General features: G+C 66.2%; 19 protein-coding genes. 7 read left to right on the top strand and 12 right to left on the bottom strand.

Annotated elements, in window-relative coordinates:
• Positions 1 to 2 precede the first annotated feature (2 nt).
• Positions 3 to 428, top strand: coding sequence for a MarR family transcriptional regulator (locus AB0L70_RS39630; protein ID WP_363692057.1), 426 nt, complete (start codon positions 3 to 5; stop codon positions 426 to 428).
• A gap of 28 nt (positions 429 to 456) precedes the next feature.
• Here the strand turns inward: AB0L70_RS39630 and AB0L70_RS39625 are convergent, their stop codons facing one another.
• From AB0L70_RS39625 to AB0L70_RS39615, 3 genes are read right to left on the bottom strand one after another with little or no spacing between them, the layout of a single operon-like run.
• The gene (locus AB0L70_RS39625) at positions 457 to 1,914 is read right to left on the bottom strand and encodes a peptide MFS transporter (RefSeq protein ID WP_363692056.1); all 1,458 of its coding nucleotides are present in this window, start codon (positions 1,912 to 1,914) and stop codon (positions 457 to 459) included.
• 33 nt (positions 1,915 to 1,947) lie between these two features.
• The gene (locus AB0L70_RS39620) at positions 1,948 to 2,640 is read right to left on the bottom strand and encodes a hypothetical protein (RefSeq protein WP_363692055.1); all 693 of its coding nucleotides are present in this window, start codon (positions 2,638 to 2,640) and stop codon (positions 1,948 to 1,950) included.
• 28 nt (positions 2,641 to 2,668) lie between these two features.
• Entirely contained in the window at positions 2,669 to 3,523 is an 855-nt protein-coding gene (locus AB0L70_RS39615) for a LysR family transcriptional regulator (protein WP_363692054.1), read from the bottom strand.
• 92 nt (positions 3,524 to 3,615) lie between these two features.
• Between AB0L70_RS39615 and AB0L70_RS39610 the strand changes: the two genes are divergently transcribed.
• Complete coding sequence (locus AB0L70_RS39610) at positions 3,616 to 4,134, top strand: dihydrofolate reductase family protein (protein WP_363692053.1); 519 nt, start codon at positions 3,616 to 3,618, stop codon at positions 4,132 to 4,134.
• A gap of 25 nt (positions 4,135 to 4,159) precedes the next feature.
• Here the strand turns inward: AB0L70_RS39610 and AB0L70_RS39605 are convergent, their stop codons facing one another.
• Together AB0L70_RS39605 and AB0L70_RS39600 are read right to left on the bottom strand one after the other, a co-directional pair.
• Positions 4,160 to 5,236 carry a homoserine O-acetyltransferase gene (locus AB0L70_RS39605; protein ID WP_363692052.1) on the bottom strand — a complete coding sequence of 359 codons (1,077 nt, stop codon included), beginning with the start codon at positions 5,234 to 5,236 and terminating at the stop codon, positions 4,160 to 4,162.
• Complete coding sequence (locus AB0L70_RS39600; protein ID WP_363692051.1) at positions 5,233 to 6,549, bottom strand: bifunctional o-acetylhomoserine/o-acetylserine sulfhydrylase; 1,317 nt, start codon at positions 6,547 to 6,549, stop codon at positions 5,233 to 5,235. The genes AB0L70_RS39605 and AB0L70_RS39600 overlap by 4 nt, the downstream gene beginning before the upstream one ends.
• A 135-nt stretch (positions 6,550 to 6,684) precedes the next feature.
• On the opposite strand from AB0L70_RS39600, the gene AB0L70_RS39595 reads away from it, so the two are divergent.
• Together AB0L70_RS39595 and AB0L70_RS39590 are read left to right on the top strand one after the other, a co-directional pair.
• On the top strand, positions 6,685 to 7,374 hold the full coding sequence (locus AB0L70_RS39595; protein WP_363692050.1) for a 2OG-Fe(II) oxygenase: 690 nt from the start codon (positions 6,685 to 6,687) through the stop codon (positions 7,372 to 7,374).
• Between the two features lie 86 nt (positions 7,375 to 7,460).
• Positions 7,461 to 7,976, top strand: coding sequence for an NUDIX hydrolase (locus AB0L70_RS39590; RefSeq protein ID WP_363692049.1), 516 nt, complete (start codon positions 7,461 to 7,463; stop codon positions 7,974 to 7,976).
• Between the two features lie 4 nt (positions 7,977 to 7,980).
• Here the strand turns inward: AB0L70_RS39590 and AB0L70_RS39585 are convergent, their stop codons facing one another.
• Both AB0L70_RS39585 and AB0L70_RS39580 read right to left on the bottom strand, forming a co-directional pair.
• On the bottom strand, positions 7,981 to 9,042 hold the full coding sequence (locus AB0L70_RS39585) for an acyl-CoA dehydrogenase family protein (RefSeq protein WP_363692068.1): 1,062 nt from the start codon (positions 9,040 to 9,042) through the stop codon (positions 7,981 to 7,983).
• A 143-nt stretch (positions 9,043 to 9,185) separates the two neighbouring features.
• On the bottom strand, positions 9,186 to 9,956 hold the full coding sequence (locus AB0L70_RS39580) for a DapH/DapD/GlmU-related protein (protein ID WP_363692048.1): 771 nt from the start codon (positions 9,954 to 9,956) through the stop codon (positions 9,186 to 9,188).
• A 186-nt stretch (positions 9,957 to 10,142) separates the two neighbouring features.
• On the opposite strand from AB0L70_RS39580, the gene AB0L70_RS39575 reads away from it, so the two are divergent.
• Positions 10,143 to 11,498, top strand: coding sequence for a helix-turn-helix transcriptional regulator (locus tag AB0L70_RS39575; protein WP_363692047.1), 1,356 nt, complete (start codon positions 10,143 to 10,145; stop codon positions 11,496 to 11,498).
• 189 nt (positions 11,499 to 11,687) lie between these two features.
• Here AB0L70_RS39575 and AB0L70_RS39570 read toward each other — a convergent pair whose 3' ends face one another.
• From AB0L70_RS39570 to AB0L70_RS39560, 3 genes are read right to left on the bottom strand one after another with little or no spacing between them, the layout of a single operon-like run.
• A complete protein-coding gene (locus AB0L70_RS39570) occupies positions 11,688 to 12,596 on the bottom strand; it encodes a carbohydrate ABC transporter permease (protein WP_363692046.1) in 909 nt (302 codons plus the stop codon).
• Positions 12,593 to 13,471, bottom strand: a complete 879-nt coding sequence (locus AB0L70_RS39565) for a sugar ABC transporter permease (RefSeq protein ID WP_363692045.1) — start codon at positions 13,469 to 13,471, stop codon at positions 12,593 to 12,595. Before AB0L70_RS39565 ends, AB0L70_RS39570 begins: the two co-directional genes overlap by 4 nt.
• Positions 13,471 to 14,847, bottom strand: coding sequence for a sugar ABC transporter substrate-binding protein (locus tag AB0L70_RS39560; RefSeq protein WP_363692044.1), 1,377 nt, complete (start codon positions 14,845 to 14,847; stop codon positions 13,471 to 13,473). Before AB0L70_RS39560 ends, AB0L70_RS39565 begins: the two co-directional genes overlap by 1 nt.
• A 165-nt stretch (positions 14,848 to 15,012) precedes the next feature.
• Here AB0L70_RS39560 and AB0L70_RS39555 point away from each other — a divergent pair, with 165 nt between their 5' ends.
• On the top strand, positions 15,013 to 16,026 hold the full coding sequence (locus tag AB0L70_RS39555; protein ID WP_363692043.1) for a LacI family DNA-binding transcriptional regulator: 1,014 nt from the start codon (positions 15,013 to 15,015) through the stop codon (positions 16,024 to 16,026).
• On the opposite strand, the gene AB0L70_RS39550 is transcribed toward AB0L70_RS39555, so the two are convergent.
• Together AB0L70_RS39550 and AB0L70_RS39545 are read right to left on the bottom strand one after the other, a co-directional pair.
• Positions 15,984 to 17,885, bottom strand: coding sequence for a beta-L-arabinofuranosidase domain-containing protein (locus AB0L70_RS39550; RefSeq protein WP_363692042.1), 1,902 nt, complete (start codon positions 17,883 to 17,885; stop codon positions 15,984 to 15,986). The two genes, AB0L70_RS39555 and AB0L70_RS39550, sit on opposite strands and share 43 nt — an antisense overlap.
• A 70-nt stretch (positions 17,886 to 17,955) precedes the next feature.
• The gene (locus AB0L70_RS39545) at positions 17,956 to 18,594 is read right to left on the bottom strand and encodes a hypothetical protein (protein WP_363692040.1); all 639 of its coding nucleotides are present in this window, start codon (positions 18,592 to 18,594) and stop codon (positions 17,956 to 17,958) included.
• A gap of 24 nt (positions 18,595 to 18,618) precedes the next feature.
• Here AB0L70_RS39545 and AB0L70_RS39540 point away from each other — a divergent pair, with 24 nt between their 5' ends.
• Positions 18,619 to 19,059: a GNAT family N-acetyltransferase gene (locus AB0L70_RS39540; RefSeq protein WP_363692039.1), complete on the top strand. Its 441-nt coding sequence runs from the start codon at positions 18,619 to 18,621 to the stop codon at positions 19,057 to 19,059.
• Position 19,060: the final 1 nt, after the last annotated feature.

Raw genomic sequence — 19,060 nt, 5'->3', positions numbered from 1 at the left:
GCGTGGATGGTGCGGGTGAGAACACGGAACAGCTGGCGGCGCTGCTTGATGGCATCGTTCGTCGGCAGCGGCGGGCGTCCAGGGAAGGGTTGGGCGACACCGTCACCCACGGGCAGTTCCGGGTGTTGCGTACTCTCGGCGCCGCCGACCAACCGCTCCGGCTCAGTGAGCTCGCCGCCAAGCTAGGCATCGTCCCCCGCTCGGCCACCTCCGTCGTCGACGACCTCGAGTCGGCCGGATTGGTCGCCCGTCAGCCGGACCCACACGACCGCCGCGCCACCCTCGTGACACTTACTCCGGCGGGCACGCAGATCCTCACCACACTCCGCCAAAACCGCCGCGAAGCCATGGCAACCCAACTCACCCGCCTTACCCCCGACGAGCAATCCACCCTGATCCACCTCCTCGAACGCCTCGCCGAGGACTGAGCGGCCACCCGAAGCCGGTCCCGCGCGGTCAGTTCACGCCACTCATCAGGTTGCGGATCGGGCGGACCGCCAGCGCGAGGAGAGCGCCGAGGACGATGGCGACGCCACCGATGATGCCGAAGTACGCCGTCTCGTGGTCCGTCGTGTAGAGCTTGGCGAGTACGCCGGACATCGCCGTACCGAGGGCGATCGACAGGAAGAACAGCGCGACCATCTGGGTCCGAAACGCTGCCGGTGCGAGCTTTGTCGACAAGGAGAGACCCACCGGCGAGAGCAGCAGCTCAGCGATCGTGAAGACGAGCAGGATGCCGGCCAGGCCGAGGAGCGGTGCGCTGTTCGGACCGCCGCCGGCCATGGTGAGGAACAGCAGGAACGCGATCCCCATGATCGCCAGCCCCGCGCTGAACTTGACCGGCGTGGACGGCTGGCGCGAACCCAGCTTCGTCCAGATCGCCGCGAAGACGCCGGACAGCACGATGATCATCACCGGGTTGATCGACTGCACGAACGACACCGGCATCTCCCAGCCGAAGATGTTCCGGTTCAGGCGCTGGTCGGAGTAGATCGTCACGACGGTGAACTGCTGCTGGTACAGCGACCAGAACGCCGCACTCGCGATGAACAGCGGGATGAACGCGAACACCCGGCGCCGTTCGATGTCGCTCAGTTGCTTGCTGCTGAGGATCACCACGAAATAGATGACCGCGGCAACTGCACTGATGACCGCGACCGCGGTGGCGAACCGGGACGCGGGCAGGATGCCTGACACGAGGATCGCCACGACGACGATCAGTCCGATACCGGTGCCGACGGCAACACGTCGGAGCGACTCGGGCGGCAACGGGTTCGGCACCTCGCGCGCAGCGCCGGTCAGTCGGTGGCGGCCGGCGCCGTACTGAACGAGACCGAGGAACATGCCGACGGCGGCCAGGCCGAAGCCGTAGTGGAAGCCCGCGTTCTTCTGCAGCAGGCCGGTGAGGAGTGGTCCGGCGAGCGCGCCGAGGTTGATGCCGAGGTAGAACAGCGAGAAGCCGCCGTCGCGGCGATCGTCGTTCTCCTTGTACAGCGTGCCGACCAGGGAGGTCGCGTTCGCCTTCACCCCGCCGCTGCCGAAGCCGATCAGCACCAGCCCGACCGCGACGCCGACCAGGCCAGGGATCACGCCCAGCGCGATGTGGCCGAGCATCACGACGACGGCCGCGTAGAAGAGGGTCCGCTCGGCACCGAGCAGGCGGTCCGCGAGCCAGGCGCCGAGGATCGTCGACAAGTAGACGAGACCGCCGTACGCGCCGACGATGCTGGTGGCGGTGCCCTCGTCGATGCCCAGGCCGCCGCGATCTGCCGTGTAGTAGAGGTAGATCAGCAGGATGCCTTGCATGCCGTAGAACGAGAATCGCTCCCACAGCTCGACCCCGAAGAGGTTCGCGAGCACCGGCGGCTGCCCGAAGAACGTGCGTGTGCTGCGGTCGGCGTCCGTACTCGCCACTTTGCGGCTCTCCCGCCTGTCGTGTGAGGGGATTCAGTTGGGGTGATGGTTGAAGAACTTGGCCGGGTCACCCGCGGCCCGGGCGGAGCCGATCCAGGCGGCGAACTCCTCCGGGTGCCGTTGTTCGAGTTCGTCGAGGTACGCACGGCGTACGTCGGCCATCACCTGTCGACGTTCCGGTCCCGTTGCCCACCGCAACTGAGTGAAGCTGCGCCGCCAGGCCAGGCAGAGCTCTTCGTCGGTCAGTTCACTCACCGTCTGCCGTACGGCGGACTGGTACGACGGTACCGCCGGCAGGTCGATCGGTGCCGGAGGCGGCACCTTGACGAGTGGCTGGGTCGCCCGTTGAACGCGGGCCTTGGCCGGCTCACTGACCTCGGCAGGTCTGAGCCAGGCAACGACTTGAGGTGATGAGGCAACAATCACCCCGAGCAGGGCGAACGTGTCCAGCCCGACCGCTACGCCGTACCCGGCGATCGCGAGCGCGACCAGACCGCCGATGCCGGCCCAGCGAGGAACGTCCTGAACCACCTCGCGAACCGGCCGCTCGCCCGCCATCCCCAGACTGAAGGAAGCAGACCCGGCCACGAAGGCCGCGAGACCGAAGACGACCAGATCCGTCGACCAACCGATGAACACCAACGCTGCGGCCATGCCGAGTACGGCCAGCAGCCCTACAGCTGTTCGCCAGATCCGGCGATGCCGTGACTCGACGCACTCCCGCATGCGCTCCCGGTGCCCACGACCGCGGTTCTCAATCCACTTGTTGCAGGGCCGCAATGAACGCGGTGGTTGCGGGCGGATCCGGCGGTTCGCCGTACGTCGCGAGGTAGACCCGGCCCGCGATGGACAGTTCGGTGGCCTCGACGCCCTCCAGTTGATGCGATCGCAGCGCCAGCCCGGGCATGGTCGTGACGCCGAGACCGGCCGCGACGAAGGCCTGCTCCACGATGATGTCGTCGCTGGTGAACGCGATGTTCGGCGTGAATCCGGCATCCGCGCAGTGCTGGAGGAGCTCCTCCCGGCAGTTCACGCAGCCCGCGATCCATGGCGAGTCGCGGTGGTCGGTCAGGGTCTCTCCGGTACGACGGCTCAGCAGGTGAACCGGGTCGTCGAAGAGATGGATGTACCGGAGACCGTCGTCCGGGACGTCGTCGTCGTACCGGAACACGATCGCAAGGTCGATCTCGCCCTCGCGGAGTTGCCGGGCCGCGACGACCGGATGGACGTCGGACAGCTCGAGCTCGAGGTTCGGATGCTTGCGACGGAGCTCCGCCGCGGCCGGTGGCACCAGCACACTCAACGCCGAGCTGAACGCGCCGACCCGGACCCGGCCGGACTGCAGACCGACCAACGAGGCGAGCTCCGCGTCGGCCGCGTCGACCCGGCCGATGATCTCGGCCGCCCGGCGAGCCAGCACCTCACCTTCCGGGGTGAGCCGGATGCCACGGCCCACGCGCTGGATCAGCTTCGCGCCGGTCGCGGCCTCCAGCCGGGCGAGGTGGTGACTGACGGTGGGCTGCGTGTAGTGCAGGGCCTCGGCCGCCGCGGTCACCGAACCGTGCGCGGCGACCGCGGCCAGCACTCGCAGCCGGACGAGATCGAGCATGTATCGATGGTATCTATCCTTCTGCACCCAGATTGGCATTAGACACATAGGTTCGCCCCGCGACAGGGTGTGGGTGAGGAAAGGAGCGCACGATGACTGGCAAGGTCGTGTGGCACATGACGATGTCCCTCGATGGCTTCATCGGGGACCGCGACGACAAGCTGGACTGGAGTTTCGGCTCGACACCGCCGTCCGAACTCGCGGCCGACGTCATCCGGACCACGGGCGCGTTCATGTGCGGCGGGCGGCTGGTCGACGCCGTCGGCGAGAACCGGCCGTACGGCGGTGCTTGGACCGGACCCGTCCTGATCTACACGCGCAAGGATCCGGTGAGCAACCCGGTCCCGGAGTTCACCTATGTGTCGGGCGACATCCGCGAGGTCGTCGCCGACGGGTTGGAGGCTGCGGACGGCAAGAACCTCGTCGTCACGGGCGGCGCGGTTCCGCGGTTGAGCCTGGAGGCGGGCGTGGTGGACGAGATCGTCCTGCACATCGTCCCGGTGCTGCTCGGCGAGGGCACGCGTTTCTACGACAGTCCGGGCGTCGACCCGACCAAGCTCGAGCTCCTCACGACCGAGGGGATGAACTTCCGCTTCAGGGTTGTGCGGTAGTGCTTCAAGGTCGCGCGGTAGTGCTTCAAGGTTGTGCGGTCGTGCTGACCTTGAGGGTCCGGGCGATGAGGTCGCCGACCTGATCGAGTTCGATCAGGAAGCCGTCGTGACCGTACGGCGAGGTGATCGTGTGGACGCCGTCCGCCGCTGGGTAGGCGGCGACAAGCTCGTCCGAGAGGGCTGGTGGATAGAGGCGGTCGGAGTCGACGGCCGCCACGACCAGGCGAGCCTTCAGCCCGGCCAAGGTGGAGGCCAGGTCGCCGCGGCCGCGGGTGATGTCGTGGCTGTTCATCGCCCGGGTCAGGACGACGTACGAACCTGGGTCGAAGCGGTTCGTGAGCTTGGTGGCATGGTGGTCGAGATAGGACTCGACGGCGTACCGGCCGCCCGTGGCCGGATCCTCGCCCGGTTGGGCATCGCGGCCGAAGCGGGTGGCCAGCTCGTACGCCGAGCGGTAGGTAACGTGGGCGATCCGGCGGGCGATGCCGAGGCCGGCGACCGGGGAACGGCCGGTGTCGTAGTAGTCGCCGCCCTGCCAGTCGGGGTCCTCCGTGATCGCCGCGAGTTGCGGTGCGCACCAGGCGATCTGGTCGGCCGTGGCGTAGCCGGTTGAGGCGAGGATTATCGCCGTACCGACGCGGTCCGGGTACATCAGCGGCCATTCGAGCGCGCGCATACCGCCCATCGAGCCGCCGATGACGGCCGCCCACTGATCGATGCCCAAGGCATCGGTCAGCGCGGCTTCGGCGGCGACCTGGTCCCGGACGGTGATCGCGGGAAACCTGCTGCCCCAGGGACGTCCGTCCGGTGCGTCGCTGGACGGCCCGGTGGTCCCTTGGCAACCACCGAGCACGTTGGCGGCGACGACGTACCAGTCGGCCGGATCGAGGTGGCGGGTCAGCCCGTCCCACCACCCGGGCGTCGGCTGCCCGGGACCGGTCGGACCGACCACATGCGCATCACCGGTGAGCGCATGACAGATCAGTACGGCGTTGTCCCGGGCAACGTTCAGCCGGCCCCAGGTCTCGTAGGCGATCCGGACGCCGGGCAGCGTCGTACCGCTCTCGAGGCTTAGGTTGCCGATCGCAACAGAATGTTTCACGCGGACTTGGCGGCGGCGAATCCGGCCTCGAGGTCGGCGAGAATGTCGTCGATGTGCTCGATGCCGACCGCGAGCCGGACCAGCCCGGGGGTGACACCGGACGCGAGCTGGTCCTCGGCGGACAGCTGGCTGTGCGTGGTCGACGCGGGGTGGATCACCAGCGAGCGTACGTCGCCGATGTTCGCCACGTGGCTGTGCAATTGGAGCGCGTCGACGAAACGCTTGCCCGCTTCCACACCGCCCTTGATCTCGAACGCGACCACTGCACCGGCGCCGCGCGGCGAGTACTTCTCGGCGAGCTGGTGCCACGGTGACGACGGGAGGCTCGCGTACGCGACGCTCTCGACTTCATCGCGATTCTCCAACCACTGCGCGGTTTTGATCGCATTGTCGACATGCCGCTCGATCCGCAGCGACAGCGTCTCGAGTCCCTGGGCGATCAGGAACGCGTTGAACGGCGAGACGGCCGGACCGAGGTCGCGCAGCCACTGGACTCGCGCCTTCAGGATGTACGCGAGGTTGCCGAGGTCGGAGCCGACGCCGAGATCGCGGGCGTAGGTGAGACCGTGGTAGCTCGGGTCGGGTGTGTTGAAGCCGGGGAAGCGCTCCGGGTCCGCGGCGTAGTCGAACTTCCCCGAGTCCACGATCACGCCGGCGATCGCCGTACCGTGCCCGCCCAGGTACTTCGTCGCCGAGTGCACCACGATGTCCGCGCCGTACTCGATCGGCCGGATCAAGTACGGCGTCGCGACAGTATTGTCGACAACCAGCGGAACGCCGGCGTCGTGCGCGATCCCGGCGACGGCCTCGATGTCGAGGATCTCGCTCTTCGGGTTGGCGATGGTCTCGGCGAAGAAGGCCTTCGTGTTCGGCCGGACCGCGGTCCGCCAGGACTCCAGGTCGTTCGGGTCCTCGACGAACGAGACCTCGATCCCGAGCTTCGGGAACGTGTAGTGGAACAGGTTGTAGGTGCCGCCGTACAGGCTAGGGCTGCTGACGATGTGGTCGCCGGCCTCGGCGATGTTGAGCAGTGCGAGCGTCTCCGCGGCCTGACCCGACGCCACCAGCAGCGCGGCCGTGCCGCCTTCCAGGCTCGCGATCCGCTGCTCGACCGCGTCCTGGGTCGGGTTCTGGATCCGGGTGTAGATGTTGCCGAATTCCTTCAGCCCGAACAGGCTCGCCGCATGGTCGGTGCTGTCGAACGTGTACGACGTGGTCTGGTAGATCGGCAACGCCCTGGCCTTGGTGGTCAGGTCGGACGTCTGCCCGGCATGGATCTGCCTGGTCTCGAACGACCAGTTCGGTGCGGTCACGGTTCGGCCCCTTCTGCTCCGGTTTGTCATTTAAGTTTAGTGAGTTAGTAGACTTTGACTCTGCCGTCTCGCCTGGTGGACTCACATGTCTGGGGCTCTGCGCGTTCCCTAGGTATGGACAGATACGCGCAACGTGTGGCCAAGGCGGACTGGGATGCTGTCGCCGACGAGGTGAACGATCTCGGGAGCGCGCTACTGCCTCGCTTGCTGACGCCTGCGGAGGCGGCCGGCATCGCCGCTCTGTACGACGACGTCAGCCGTTTCCGCGCCACGATCGACATGGCACGGCATCGATTCGGCGAGGGTCAGTACCGGTACTTCGACCGGCCGTTCCCTGCGGAGGTCGAGGCGTTGCGGCAAGCGCTGTACCCACGGCTGTTGCCGATAGCACGCGATTGGTACGCCAAACTCGGCCGCGAGGCGGAGTGGCCCGACACCCTCGACGAGTGGCTCGACATCTGCCACCGCGCCGGCCAGACGCGCCCGACGCCGATCCTCTTGCGGTACGGCGCTGGTGACTGGAACGCACTGCACCGCGACTTGTACGGCGACAAGGTCTTCCCACTCCAGGTCGTGATCAACCTGAACGACCCCGGCGTAGACCACACCGGCGGCGAATTCCTCCTGGTCGAACAACGCCCCAGAGCCCAGTCCCGAGGCACCGCAACCCTCATCCCGCAAGGCCACGGCCTGGTCTTCACCACCCGAGACCGCCCCGTCCGCTCCACCCGGGGTTGGTCAGCCTCCCCCGTCCGCCACGGCGTCTCCCCCATCCGCACCGGCCAACGCCACACCCTAGGCCTCGTCTTCCACGACGCCAAGTAAAAACGACCCCGCCTCCGGCGGCGACCGATCACCTGCAGACGGCGGCAAAGGGGAGGGCGACCCAAATGCTGGGCTAAGGTGCCCGGGTGACCGGATCTTCGTCTTCGCACACGACCGAGGTTCTGCCGGTAGAACAGTACGTCGCTGGACTGGTTCGTAAGCGAATGGCAGCTGGCGTGTTGTTTCGTGATCGAGCGGATCAGGTCCTGTTGGTCGAGCCTTCGTACAAGCCGAATTGGGAGATCCCGGGCGGTGCCGTCGAAGCCGACGAATCGCCATGGCACACCGCGACCCGGGAGGTGGCCGAGGAACTCGGCATCAACCGACCAGCGGGCCGCCTCTTGGTGGTCGACTACGTTCGGCCGCAGGATTCCCGCCCAGAAGGTGTGATGTTCGTATTCGACGGCGGCGTGTTCAATGAGGGCGACGACCTGGCCGGCTTCATACCGGCCGAAGGCGAGATCCTCTCAGCTGGCTTCTACTCACTCGAGAACGTCAGAAAGCTCGCAAAGCCGCTCCTGGCGAACCGTATTTCCGCTGCAGTCGACGCTGCCCACAAAGGAACCACGACACTCTGCGAGGACGGCATCCCCCTCTCCTGATCGCTCACCCTGCCGCGCTGATCCGCCCAGGTGTCTCGACGTCCGGCAGCTCCTTTGGTGCGGCTAGCTCGATGAGCGAAGCGTTTGTGTAGTGTTTGCCCGCGCTGCGGTAGAGGCTGTCATGGATACCGTCTGCAAACAGCAGCCCTGCCAAGTCACGGCGTGTCTTCGCAATCTGTGAGTCGGCCCGGAATCCGGCTGCGCCTGCGAGAAGCGCGAGCTCGACTGTTGCCTGATGAGCGATGTCGACACCGTGTGCTTTGGTTGCAGCGCCCCATATCTCGGCGCTGCAGTCGCCGGCCGACGCGAGATGCTCAGCTACCGCACAACCCAATAGTGCGGTAGCGAGTTGAGCATGTGTACGGCCGATGGTAATCAGAGCGTTGTCACGAATCCGGTCGATGTTCCGGGTGGCGAGAATCGTGGTGACACTGTCAAACACTGCTGCTGCACCGCCAAGCGCAGTCGCCGCGACCCACGGTCGGTACGTGGCGAAGTGGTTGCGTAGGAGCAGCATCCCGTCGCCTACCAGAATGTCATCGGGATGCACCCGCACTCCGTCGAGGTCAAGGACACCCCAGGACCATCCGGCAAGCCCCGACGGCGGAAGCTCTGTACGCCGCAGACCGAGGTCCTCAGCATCGACCGGAGCCGCTGCCAGCCGACCGTCAGGATCGCGGAAGAAGACGACAAAAACTGCCGCCTCATTCAGCCTGCTGATCCAGCACTTCCGTCCGCTGACCAGCAGGTACCCATCAGCGGACAGGACTGCGCTCGTACGGGTTTCGATCACACGGGAACCTCCGTGTGGCTCAGTGATCGCGATCCCGGCGAGTTCACCGATCAGGAGTCGCGGAACCCACCGCCGCCGGGTCGAAGGTCTGGCGTGGCAGGCGATGAGTCTGCCGTGCCCCAGACCTGTGGCGTCACGCAGATCGATGTCGCGATATCCGCAGACGAATTGCGCGAGCAGCTGCCACAGGGCCGAGCCGTCACCAAACCCTCGCGACACCAAATGGCGCCGTACACAGAGGAGTCGTTGGCTTCGCTCCGACCCCGGCGGCATGTCAGGCCCAACAGGATATGCGTCCAGGGCGCCGTCAAGGCAGGAGGCGAGGTCACCGAGTCGCGGCCAGTCAACCTCGCCAGTCGGGTCGAGTGCGTGACGCAACGGCTGGAGCCACAGTGTCAGGGCCTCGCCTGCCCCGCTCACTGCGTGACCTGACCGACGACGCGAGCTGGGTGACCGTAGGCGACAACGCCAGGCGGGATGTCGCGGGTGACGAGCGATGAGGCCCCGACCAACGCGTCGCGACCGACGGTGACACCGCCCAGGACGACGCAACCTGTGCCGACCCGGGCACCTTCTTCGAACCGCGGGGGCAGGAGTTCTGGAGTGCGGTACGGATGGCGCCAAGTGAGCGTCTTGTCATTAATGGTCCGGACTCCCGCGCCGAGGAAGACCCGGTCCTCGACACGTGTCGAGGACGTAATATGTGAGCCCGGCGAGCAGCGCACCTCTCGCCCGATCCACGTCGCCCTCTCCACAGTCAGGTTGTGGCCAAGTTGACTGTTGGCGCCGACCTTGACCGCGCTACGCAAGAGCGTGTGGTGGCCGACCAGGACCTCTGCCCCTATGTCCACTGCTGCGTAGATCACCGCACCCGATCGGACAACTGACCCTTCGCCGATTGTCGTTGTTGCACCGCTGCCGGCGTAGCTGTGACCGACGGCGTAGCCGAACTCGGGCTTGCCCACGATCACCTGCGTCTCGACGGTAGCCCCGCCGCCGATCACCGACCCACCATGGATCACTGTGAACGCCTCGACCACGGCGTTCGCATGGATCGTGACCGGGCGACACACACCTCGTTCGTCGTACGGAATGAAGATGGCGTATCGGCTGATCTTGACGCCGTCTTCGGAATGGAGGAGCCCGGCAGCCGACAACTCTGCAGCGTTCATCTCGATGGAATTCATCGTCGTCTCCCAGGACGGCGAGGGGTTGGGGATCTCCGCCGCCTGGGTTCAGGATCTCGATCGACTTGCGCTCCGGCCAGAAGTGTTGCGGACCATGGCACCCACTTGCAAAGGACGCAAATGGGTCGCACCGAACGTATGCGCCCGGTTACTCTGATAACCCATGCTCGAGCAAGGGACACAGTGATGGACGACATCACGGACCCAATCTGGGGCACCGCCCCCGTTCGAGCGGCGCTCGCTTCGGGCGATCTCGGCATGATCATTCGCAGAGTTCGCGAAGCGCACCACCTCACCCTGGCGCAGCTCGGTGCCCGTTGCGGCTACTCGCCGTCCACCGTGTCCCGGCTCGAAACCGGCCGTCAGCCGCTGCGAGATCTGCATGTGTTGCGCAGTCTGGCTGATGCGTTGGGAATTCCTGCACATCTACTTGGCTTGGCCGACACGAGCCCACGGAGCGTGGCGAATCCACGACCCGACGCTAGTCTCAGATCCATCCTGCGGATGGACGAGGAGATCGACCCGATGCGTCGACGCACACTGCTCGCCGGAATTGGCGGTTTGGCTGGGTCTGCTGTGTTCGGCGACTCCGCTAGCGCCGACCCCCTCCAGGCGCTGGAATCGACGGTTCTTCAACCGCCTGCGAATGCACCGACAACTGCGGTTCTGAATCGACTAGGGCGAGATGTGGCGGCCGCCCAAGCACTCTTCAGGGACGGCCGGTACTCCGAAGTCACCGGGATTCTTCCTCGCCTGTTGCCTCCTGCGATGGCAGCTCATGCCAGCCGGCCCAGCGATCGGACGGCTACCCAACTCGCCGAGCTCTATACACTGGCAACGGAATTGATGATCAAGGTCGGACATGATCACCTCGCCTGGACCACCGCCGACCGCGCCCTCCAGGCGGCATATTCCTGCGACGACATCCTCACTCAGGCATTTGCCCGCAGAGCGTGGGCCATGGTTCTTCGACGAGCCGGCCGCACGGCGACGGCCAACCAGCTCGTCACCGACACGGCTGCGGCTCTCCAGCCCGATCTCCGGCGAGGATCGGATCACCTGTCGGTCTACGGTTCCTTGATGTCGACGGCCGCCTACACCACCGCGATGGCGGGTGACCGAGACTCGGCCCGAACGCTGATCGACGAGGCAGCTGACGCGGCACGCCATATCCTGCCCGGAACGAATCGACGGAACCCTACATTCGATCGTGTCGGGGTCGACCTCTACCGCATCAGCATCGCTCGCGTTCTCGGCGATCCAGGCACCGCGATCGACATCGCCCGCCAAATAAATCCAGCTACGATCACCACTGTTGAGCGCCGCGGACAGTACTGGACGGATATCGCCCGCTCCTATCATCAATGGGGCCGATCCGAGCACTGCTACCGGGCATTGCTTGCCGCCGAGCAAGCCGCCCCCGACGAAGTACGTCACCGCAGCCATATCCAGGTGATCACTCGGAACTTGCTCCAGCAGCCCGACACCGGTGGCTTTACTGGGTTGCGCTCTTTCGCCAACCGCGTCGGCGTATCCGCCTGATCCTCGGTTCCCGCGAGCCAATAGCCGTTCCTGGGCTGGTAGGTCGCAAATGACGAGCAGGTGGTAGGTCCTCCGCGTGCGCCAGTTGCCCGGCGGGGTACATAGGCGCGGATCCACCACCCGCGATCCGCCGAAGGCGGCTAAGGAGCTGTCGCCGCCGAAGGCGGTGTCCTTTCGGGGCGGTGTGCTCTAGCCCTTTACGCCGGTGAGGGTTATTCCTTCTACGAAGTAGCGCTGGAGGACGAAGAAGATGAGGATGATGGGGAGGATGACTACCAACGACGCCGCCATCAGGAAGCCCCATTGGGCTGTGTAGCTGGACTGGAAGCCGGCCAGCCCCAGCGCGAGGGTGAACTTGCTGTCGTCGGTGAGGTAGAGGAGTGGGCCGAGGAAGTCGTTCCAGACGCCGATGAACGTGAAGATCACCACGACCACGATGACCGGTTTCGACAGCGGCATGATCACGCCCCAGAAGACCTTCCACGGAGTCGCGCCGTCGATGTACGCCGCCTCGTCGAGCTCGTACGGGATGGTCAGGAAGAACTGCCGGAACAGGAAGATGTTGAACACCCCGCCCCCCGCACCGGCAAACCAGGCAGGCAGCGTCAGCGGTACGAACGTATCCAGCGCCCCGACCGACCCCCACATCACGAACGTGGGGATAAGCGTGACGGCGTACGGCAGCATCACCCCAGTCAGCAGCAACCCGAAGATCAGGTTGCGGCCGCGCCACCGTAGCCGGGAGAAGCTGAACGCCGCCAACGCACACGTCAGCACCGTCCCGGTGACGACGAGCACCTCGATGATCATCGTGTTCAGGAAGTAGCGCGCGAACGGCCGTGACCCCAGCGCCCCGCTGAAGTTGCCCCAGGCAAAGGGTTTCGGGATCCACTCCGGTGGTGACACGAAGATCTGGTTGTCGTCCATCAGCGCGCTGCGCACCAGCCAGGCGAACGGCATCAGCATCACCAGCCCGCCCACGGCCAGCACGACCCACACCGCCGTACGGCGAACCACCGAACCACTGCCATCGCGGCGAACCACCGAACCGCTGCCATCGCGGCGAAGTACCAACCCGCTCCCATCGCGACGAGTCACCGGGCCGCTCCCATCTCGTAGTACACCCATCGGCGCGCGTTTCGGAACAGCAGCACGGTGATGACCAGGACCACGACGAACAACACCCAGGCGAGTGCGCTCGCGTACCCGATCTCGCTGTCGGTGAACGCCTTCGTGTAGAGGTAGTAGATGTAGAACTCGGTCGCGTTGTTCGGCCCGCCCTGCGTCATGATGTACGCCTGGTTGAACACCTGGAACGTGCCGATCACACCCGTCACCAGGTTGTAGAAGATCACCGGCGTCATGAACGGCAACGTGACATGGCGGAACCGCGCCAACGTCCCGCCACCATCGATCGCAACCGCCTCGTACAGCTGCCGCGGCACGCCCTGCAACCCGGCCAGGAAGATCACCATCGTGTTGCCGAATCCCCAGGTGCTCATCAGGATCAGCGACGGTACGGCGCTCTTCTCACCGTAGATCCAGCTCGAGGTAGGCAGACCGCCCTGCCGGAGCAGGCTGTTCAGCAGACCGAAGTCCGGGTTGAAGATCCAGATCCACAGCACCGAACTCGCCACCGCCGGCACCAACGTCGGCAGGTAGTACAGCGTCCGCCACACCGACCGGCCCCGCATACCCTGGTTCACCAGGACCGCGACCGCGAACCCGACCAGGAGTGTCAACGGTACGACGCCGAGCGTGTAATAAGTGGTGACGTTCAACGACTTCCAGAACAGGTGGTCGTGCGCCAGCTTGTCGTAGTTGCCGAGGCCAACGAACCGGGCCGGTGCCCCGATCTTCCAGTCGGTCAGGCTGAAGATCAGCGACGCGACCATCGGCCCGATCGTGAAGATCGCGAACCCGAGGATCGCCGGTGCCGCCAGCAACCATCCCCAGCGCCGTTCCGCCCGCATCAGCTGCCGTTGGTCGGGTACGTGCCCTGCAGCAGACCGCCGTTCAGCTTGGCGGCGAGCGGCTTGAGTACGTCGGCGGCCGGGGTCTTGCCCTGCTGGATCACCTGGATCGCGGGCGTCAGCACCTTGTCGATCGCCTCGATGTTGCGCAGCTTCTGGTAGAAGTACGGCGCCGAGTTGTTGACCGTGTAGTCGATCGCGGCGGTCTTGTACTCCGCCGGGTGCGCGTCGTTCTTGGTCCAGACGTCGATGTCCTTCGGGTCGGTGTAGTACCGCTTCTCCAACGGCATCCACAGCCCCGAGCTGAACAGGTCGACCTTGGTCGGGTTGTCGTGGAAAAGGTACAGCTCGACCGCCTCCTGCTCGTGCTTGGTCGAGGAGAAGATCGCGGTCGCACCGCCGAGCGTGATCGTCATCGGCTTGCCGTACGACGGCAGCACGCCCATCCCGAAGTCGAGTTTGCCCTGGCTCAGATCCAGCAGGGTCCATTGCCCGTCGATGACCATCGCAACCCGGCGGGTCTTCAGCTGCACCGTCGTACTGGGCGCGTTGTTGCCGAGCTGGGCCGGGGTCGGGGCGACCCGGTGCTTGAACATCAGGTCGGCCAGGTCCTGGAACACACCGATCGCCTCGGGCGAGTCCAGCATGGATTTGCGCCCGGTCTCGTCGGTGAAGTCGATGCCCCGGCTGAGCAGGAGCGGCTGGTAGACCGTCGGACCGAGTCCTGCGGAGACGCCGTACTGGCGGATGCGCTTGGGGTCGAAGCCGTCCTCGTCCGGGTGCTTGCCGTTCTGGTCGAGGGTGAGCTTGTAGGCGTTCTGTACGAACGTGTCCCACGACCAGGCCTTGCTCGCCTCGGCCGGCGGGGTGTCGACGCCCGCGTCCTTCAATGCCGCCTTGCTGTACCAGAGGGCCATGATCTCGTTGGCGCTCTGCGTGCCGTAGGTCTTGCCCTTGTCCCACCAGAAGTAGGTGCCGGGCAGACGGTTGGCGAGGTCTGGATACTTATCGAAGTACGGGTAGAGGTTGACGAGCTTGCCCTGCTCGGCGAGGCGGTAGCCCATCGGGCTCTGCATGTAGCAGAGGTCGGGCTGGCGGTTGCTCGCGACGAGGGCGTTCAGTTTGGTGTCGTAGTCGGCCGGAGTGAATACCGGCTTGACCGTGACGCCGGACTTCTCCTGCTCGAAGGCCTTGAGCATGTTCCCGATCGCCTTCTGCTCGGCGGTCGAGCCCCAGAACATGAACTGCAACTGCTTGGCTCCGCCACCGGAACCGCCGCTGTCCCCCAGGGATTTGCCGCTGCATCCGGCCAGGCCGGCGAGCGTGGCCGCGCCGCCGAGCTGCAGCAGCCGGCGGCGGCCGATCGTTGCTGACATGAGCCCTCCTCGGGCGATGTGGGTCACCGAAACAATCCGGCAACATGTTTCCTGACTGTAGGAGGATCTGATCAGACCGGTCAAGTGTCAACACCTGAGGCAGCAGGAATTCCGTCGTACCAGCGGGGTATGGTGTTTCCGGAAACACGGACGGAGGGGGATCGGGTGAGCCAGGAGCGGCGGGCGACGGTGCGTGATGTCGCGGCCCGGGCCGGGGTGTCCCCCGGCACGGTGTCGAAGGCACTGAACGGCACCGGCCAGATCAGTCAGGCGACGCGGGACCGGATCCGCCAGGCGGCGGAGGAGATCGACTTCCGGCCGAACGCCTTGGCCCGCAGCGTGTTCGAGCGGCGCAGCTACACCGTCGGCATGATCACCACCGACAGCTTCGAGCGCTTCAGCGTGCCGGTCATGCTGGGCGCCGAGGACGCGCTGGGAGCCGGCCGGATCTCGGTGTTCCTCTGCGACAGCCGCGGCGACCCGATTCGCGAACGGCACTACGTCGACGTCCTGCTCGGTCGCCGGGTCGACGGATTCATCGTCACCGGCCGCAACTTCAACCGCCGGCCACCACTGGCCGGCGCCGGGGACGTCCCCGTGGTCTACGCGTTGACGCCGTCGGCCGACGACACCGATTGTTCGGTCGTCGTCGACGACACCGCCTCCGGCCGCCTGGCCGCGGAACACCTCCTCCGGGTCGGACGGACCCGCATCGCCCACGTCACCGGCCCTGAACGCTTCGAGCCGGCCCGGCGACGCCACGACGGCCTCACCTCGGCACTAGCCGCGGCCGGGCTCGAGCTGACCGGCGCAGCGATGTACGGCGGCTGGACCGAGGCGTGGGGCCGGCAGGCAACCCACATCCTGTACCGCGGCAACCCGGAGATCGACGCGATCCACTACGGCAGTGACCTGCTCGCCCGCGGCGGTGCGGACGCCCTGCGTGAGCTGGGCCGGCGCATCCCGGAGGACGTCGCGATCACCGGCACGGACAACTGGGAGCTGATCGCGGAAGGCGCCCGACCCCCGCTCTCGTCCGTCGACCTCCGGCTCATGGACGTCGGCCGGGTGGCCGCCCAACGGTTGCTCGACGCAATCGAAGGACGGCCGCACTCAGGACTCGAGCAGGTGCCCTGTCAGCTCGTCGTCCGCGCGTCCACGGATGAAACCGCCGGCTGATAAGGAATCCAGACCTTCATCGGCCCGACCTCCCGGTTGGCCCACTGGTAGTACGGCAACGCAGTGATCGGTACGACGCCACTCGGTCGGGCCGGCTCATCGGCGTACAACTCCTCCTGCGGTTGCCACGTGGCGCCGCGAGCCGTGACGAGTGGTACGCCGTCGCCCGCAACCTCATCGAGTCGGGGACTGGTGATGATCAGGTCGTCGACCTGGACACCGTCCGGCTGGTCGATCTGCTCGACGGCGTACAGCAAGGGACCTCGGCAGATGGCGACCGAGCCGCGGATGCCGTCGACGCGCGGATGCCCGTGCACGAGGCGAGGTGTCATCGGGAGGTTGAGCACGATCCGGTCGCCGGCCTGCCAAGCACGATTGAGCTTCAGGTAGGTGCTGGGCTCACCAGGAACCACCTCGGCTCCCACTGTGACTTCGGCGCCGTGCGCCCACGCGGGGATGCGCAGGGCAACGGTCGTCTCGGCCGCTTCCTCCACCGTGATCACAACGCGACCGCTGACCGGATAGTTCGTCGCGACGCTCACTTTCAGCTCATCGCTCGCGATCGTGCCGGCCGCGTACTGGTGGATCTGCAGACCGTCGCTCGTGCTGGTCGCGACGTAGTGCTGCAGCGAGGCGAACGTCCGCATCAGGTTGGTCGGGCAACAACTCGTGCCGAACCACGGCTGCCGACCGTTGCTCGGGGCCCGTTTGTCGGACTCGTCGGAGCCCGCGCGAACCTGGAGCGCGTTGACATAGAAGTACTTCGACCGATCGAGTGAAACACCAGGCAGTACGCCGTTGTACAGCTGCCACTCGATCAGGTCGGCGTACCGCGCCTTGCCGGTTGCCAGCAGCAACCGCCAGCTCCACTGCACGCTCGCGACCGCGGCGCAGGTCTCGCCGTACGCGACGTCACTCGGCAGCTCGTACGGGCTACCGAACGACTCCCCGTCCCAGCGGCTGCCGAGGCCGCCGTTCACGTACATCTTGGTGTCGACCATGTTCTTCCACTGCGTCTCGAGCGCGTCGAGCAGCTCGGAATCACCCGTCTCGATCGCGACATCGGTCGCGCCCGCGGCAAGATAGATCGCCCGTACAGCGTGCCCCTCGGGGGCCGTGGTCTCGCGAACTGGAATCCGGTCAGACAGGTAGGCCGCACGCCCGGGGTTGCCGGGAGCAAGGATCGAGCGGCCGTGCGCGTCGACGAAGTACTTGGCCTGATCGAGGTACCGCTGCTCGCCCGTGGTCCGGTAGAGCTCCACCAGCCCGAGCTCCGCGACCGGATGACCGCAGAAGCCCTCGCGCTGATCCGGCCCGGTGCCGAAGGTCCGGTGCAGGTGATCCGCTGCCCGTCGGGCGACGTCGAGCAGCTCGGTTCGTCCGGTGGCCCGGTACTGCGCGACCGCGGACTGGATCATCGCGCCCATGTTGAAGATCTCGTGGTCGAAGTCGAGCTGTCCGTAGCGCTGATCCCGCCGCCCGGACTGGACGAACGTGCCGAGGTAGCCGTCCTCGTCCTGCGCCGCGGCGATCAATTCCGTCCGGGACTCCAGCCAGTCGAGGAGCCGCGGATCATCGCCGCGCGCCGCCTCCCACGCGACCGCTTCGAGCCACTTGTACGCCTCACCGTCCTCGTAGTTCGGCCCGTGGTACTCCACGTCCGTCACGCCCTTGGCCACGTTGCGGAAGTTGTCCCACTGCTCGTCGAGATGCTCGGCGCCCTTCGGAATCGACACCGTGCCGTTGGTCGCCTGCAGATCGCCGAGAAAGCTGCCTTCGAGTCGAACGTCCCGCAGCCGGAGCGGCCGCAGGACGGTCGCCGCCACCGGCGCGGCCGGTCCCTGATCATTGGTCGTCACCGGACCATCCTGACAAGCACGGCACGGTTTAGGCAACATGTTGCCGTGACTTTTCCGGAGGTCGGGCGGTCTATTTCCCGCTCGCCAACTCTTCGCAGATGTCCCACGCCGCTTGCTGGAGAAGAGCCGCGGTATCCACGTCCAGGCCCTTCACCGGTACGTCGATCCCGACCGGGTCCTCGGTCAGCAACGCAATCAGGAACACGCACGCCGCGAGGTAACTGCCGGCCAGTGCGGGGTGGCTGTTGTCGTCGTCATGAAGCACCGGTGCGTCGTGCTCCGCGAGGAAGCGTTCCCACACCGATCCGACCGGTACGAGCGTCGCCCCCAGCTCGACCGCGCTGGCGGCGTACGCGCTGGTCAGGGCTTGTTGCGTCTCGGGAGCGTTGCGCCGAGCCCAGGTCTGGTAGAGCACGGTCCGCGCGCCGGCCTCGGCGATCGCAACGTGGAAATCCCGGGCCCCCTCCTGGAAACGGGCCGCGTTCTTGATCGGCAGTGTGCTCTGCTCCTGCAGTACGACGGTGTCGAAGCCGCCGGTCGCGATCGCATCCAGCGCCTGGCCCGCGTTGAGGTGTTGCCGGAGCGATGCGCCACCGGCCTGGATCAGCTTGTGGCTCAGGTCGATCCCGCGCGCACCGGCCAGCCCTTTGAGCAGACCGGGCAGGTTGTTACGCGCCGTGAAGCTGTTACCGATGAAGAGGATCCGCACAAGGCCCGACGCTACTATGCCGGGATGGTGCCCGCCCTTCGAATCGTGCCCGTGCAGGACGACCAGACCCTGCTGGACTGGCAACTGGTCCACAACGAGATCATCCCGACCGCGCCGCTGTCGGTGGACGACATCCGTGAGCGGACGACGCGGAACGTCCTCGAGGTCGCGTACGACGGCGACGTACTGGTCGGCTGCTCGACGGTACGACCGCCATCCGAGGAGACCGCCGCAGTCACGGTGATCGCTCGCGTGCTTCCGGCATACCGGCAACGCGGGTTCGGAGAGGCGATCTATCAGCGCTGCCTCACGCACGCGGGTGACGGACGCGGGATCGAGACGCACATCCTGGCGAGCAACGAGGACGGGCTGCGGTTCGCCAAGGCGCACGGCTTCGTCGAGGTCGAGAGGTATCTGCTGCCCGGCGACACTATTCCGTTCGTCGAACTGCGGCTGGATGCGTGAG

Source organism: Kribbella sp. NPDC051952, assembly GCF_040680855.1.
In the GTDB taxonomy this organism is placed as follows: domain Bacteria; phylum Actinomycetota; class Actinomycetes; order Propionibacteriales; family Kribbellaceae; genus Kribbella.
This window is presented reverse-complemented; position numbering and strand designations above follow the sequence as displayed.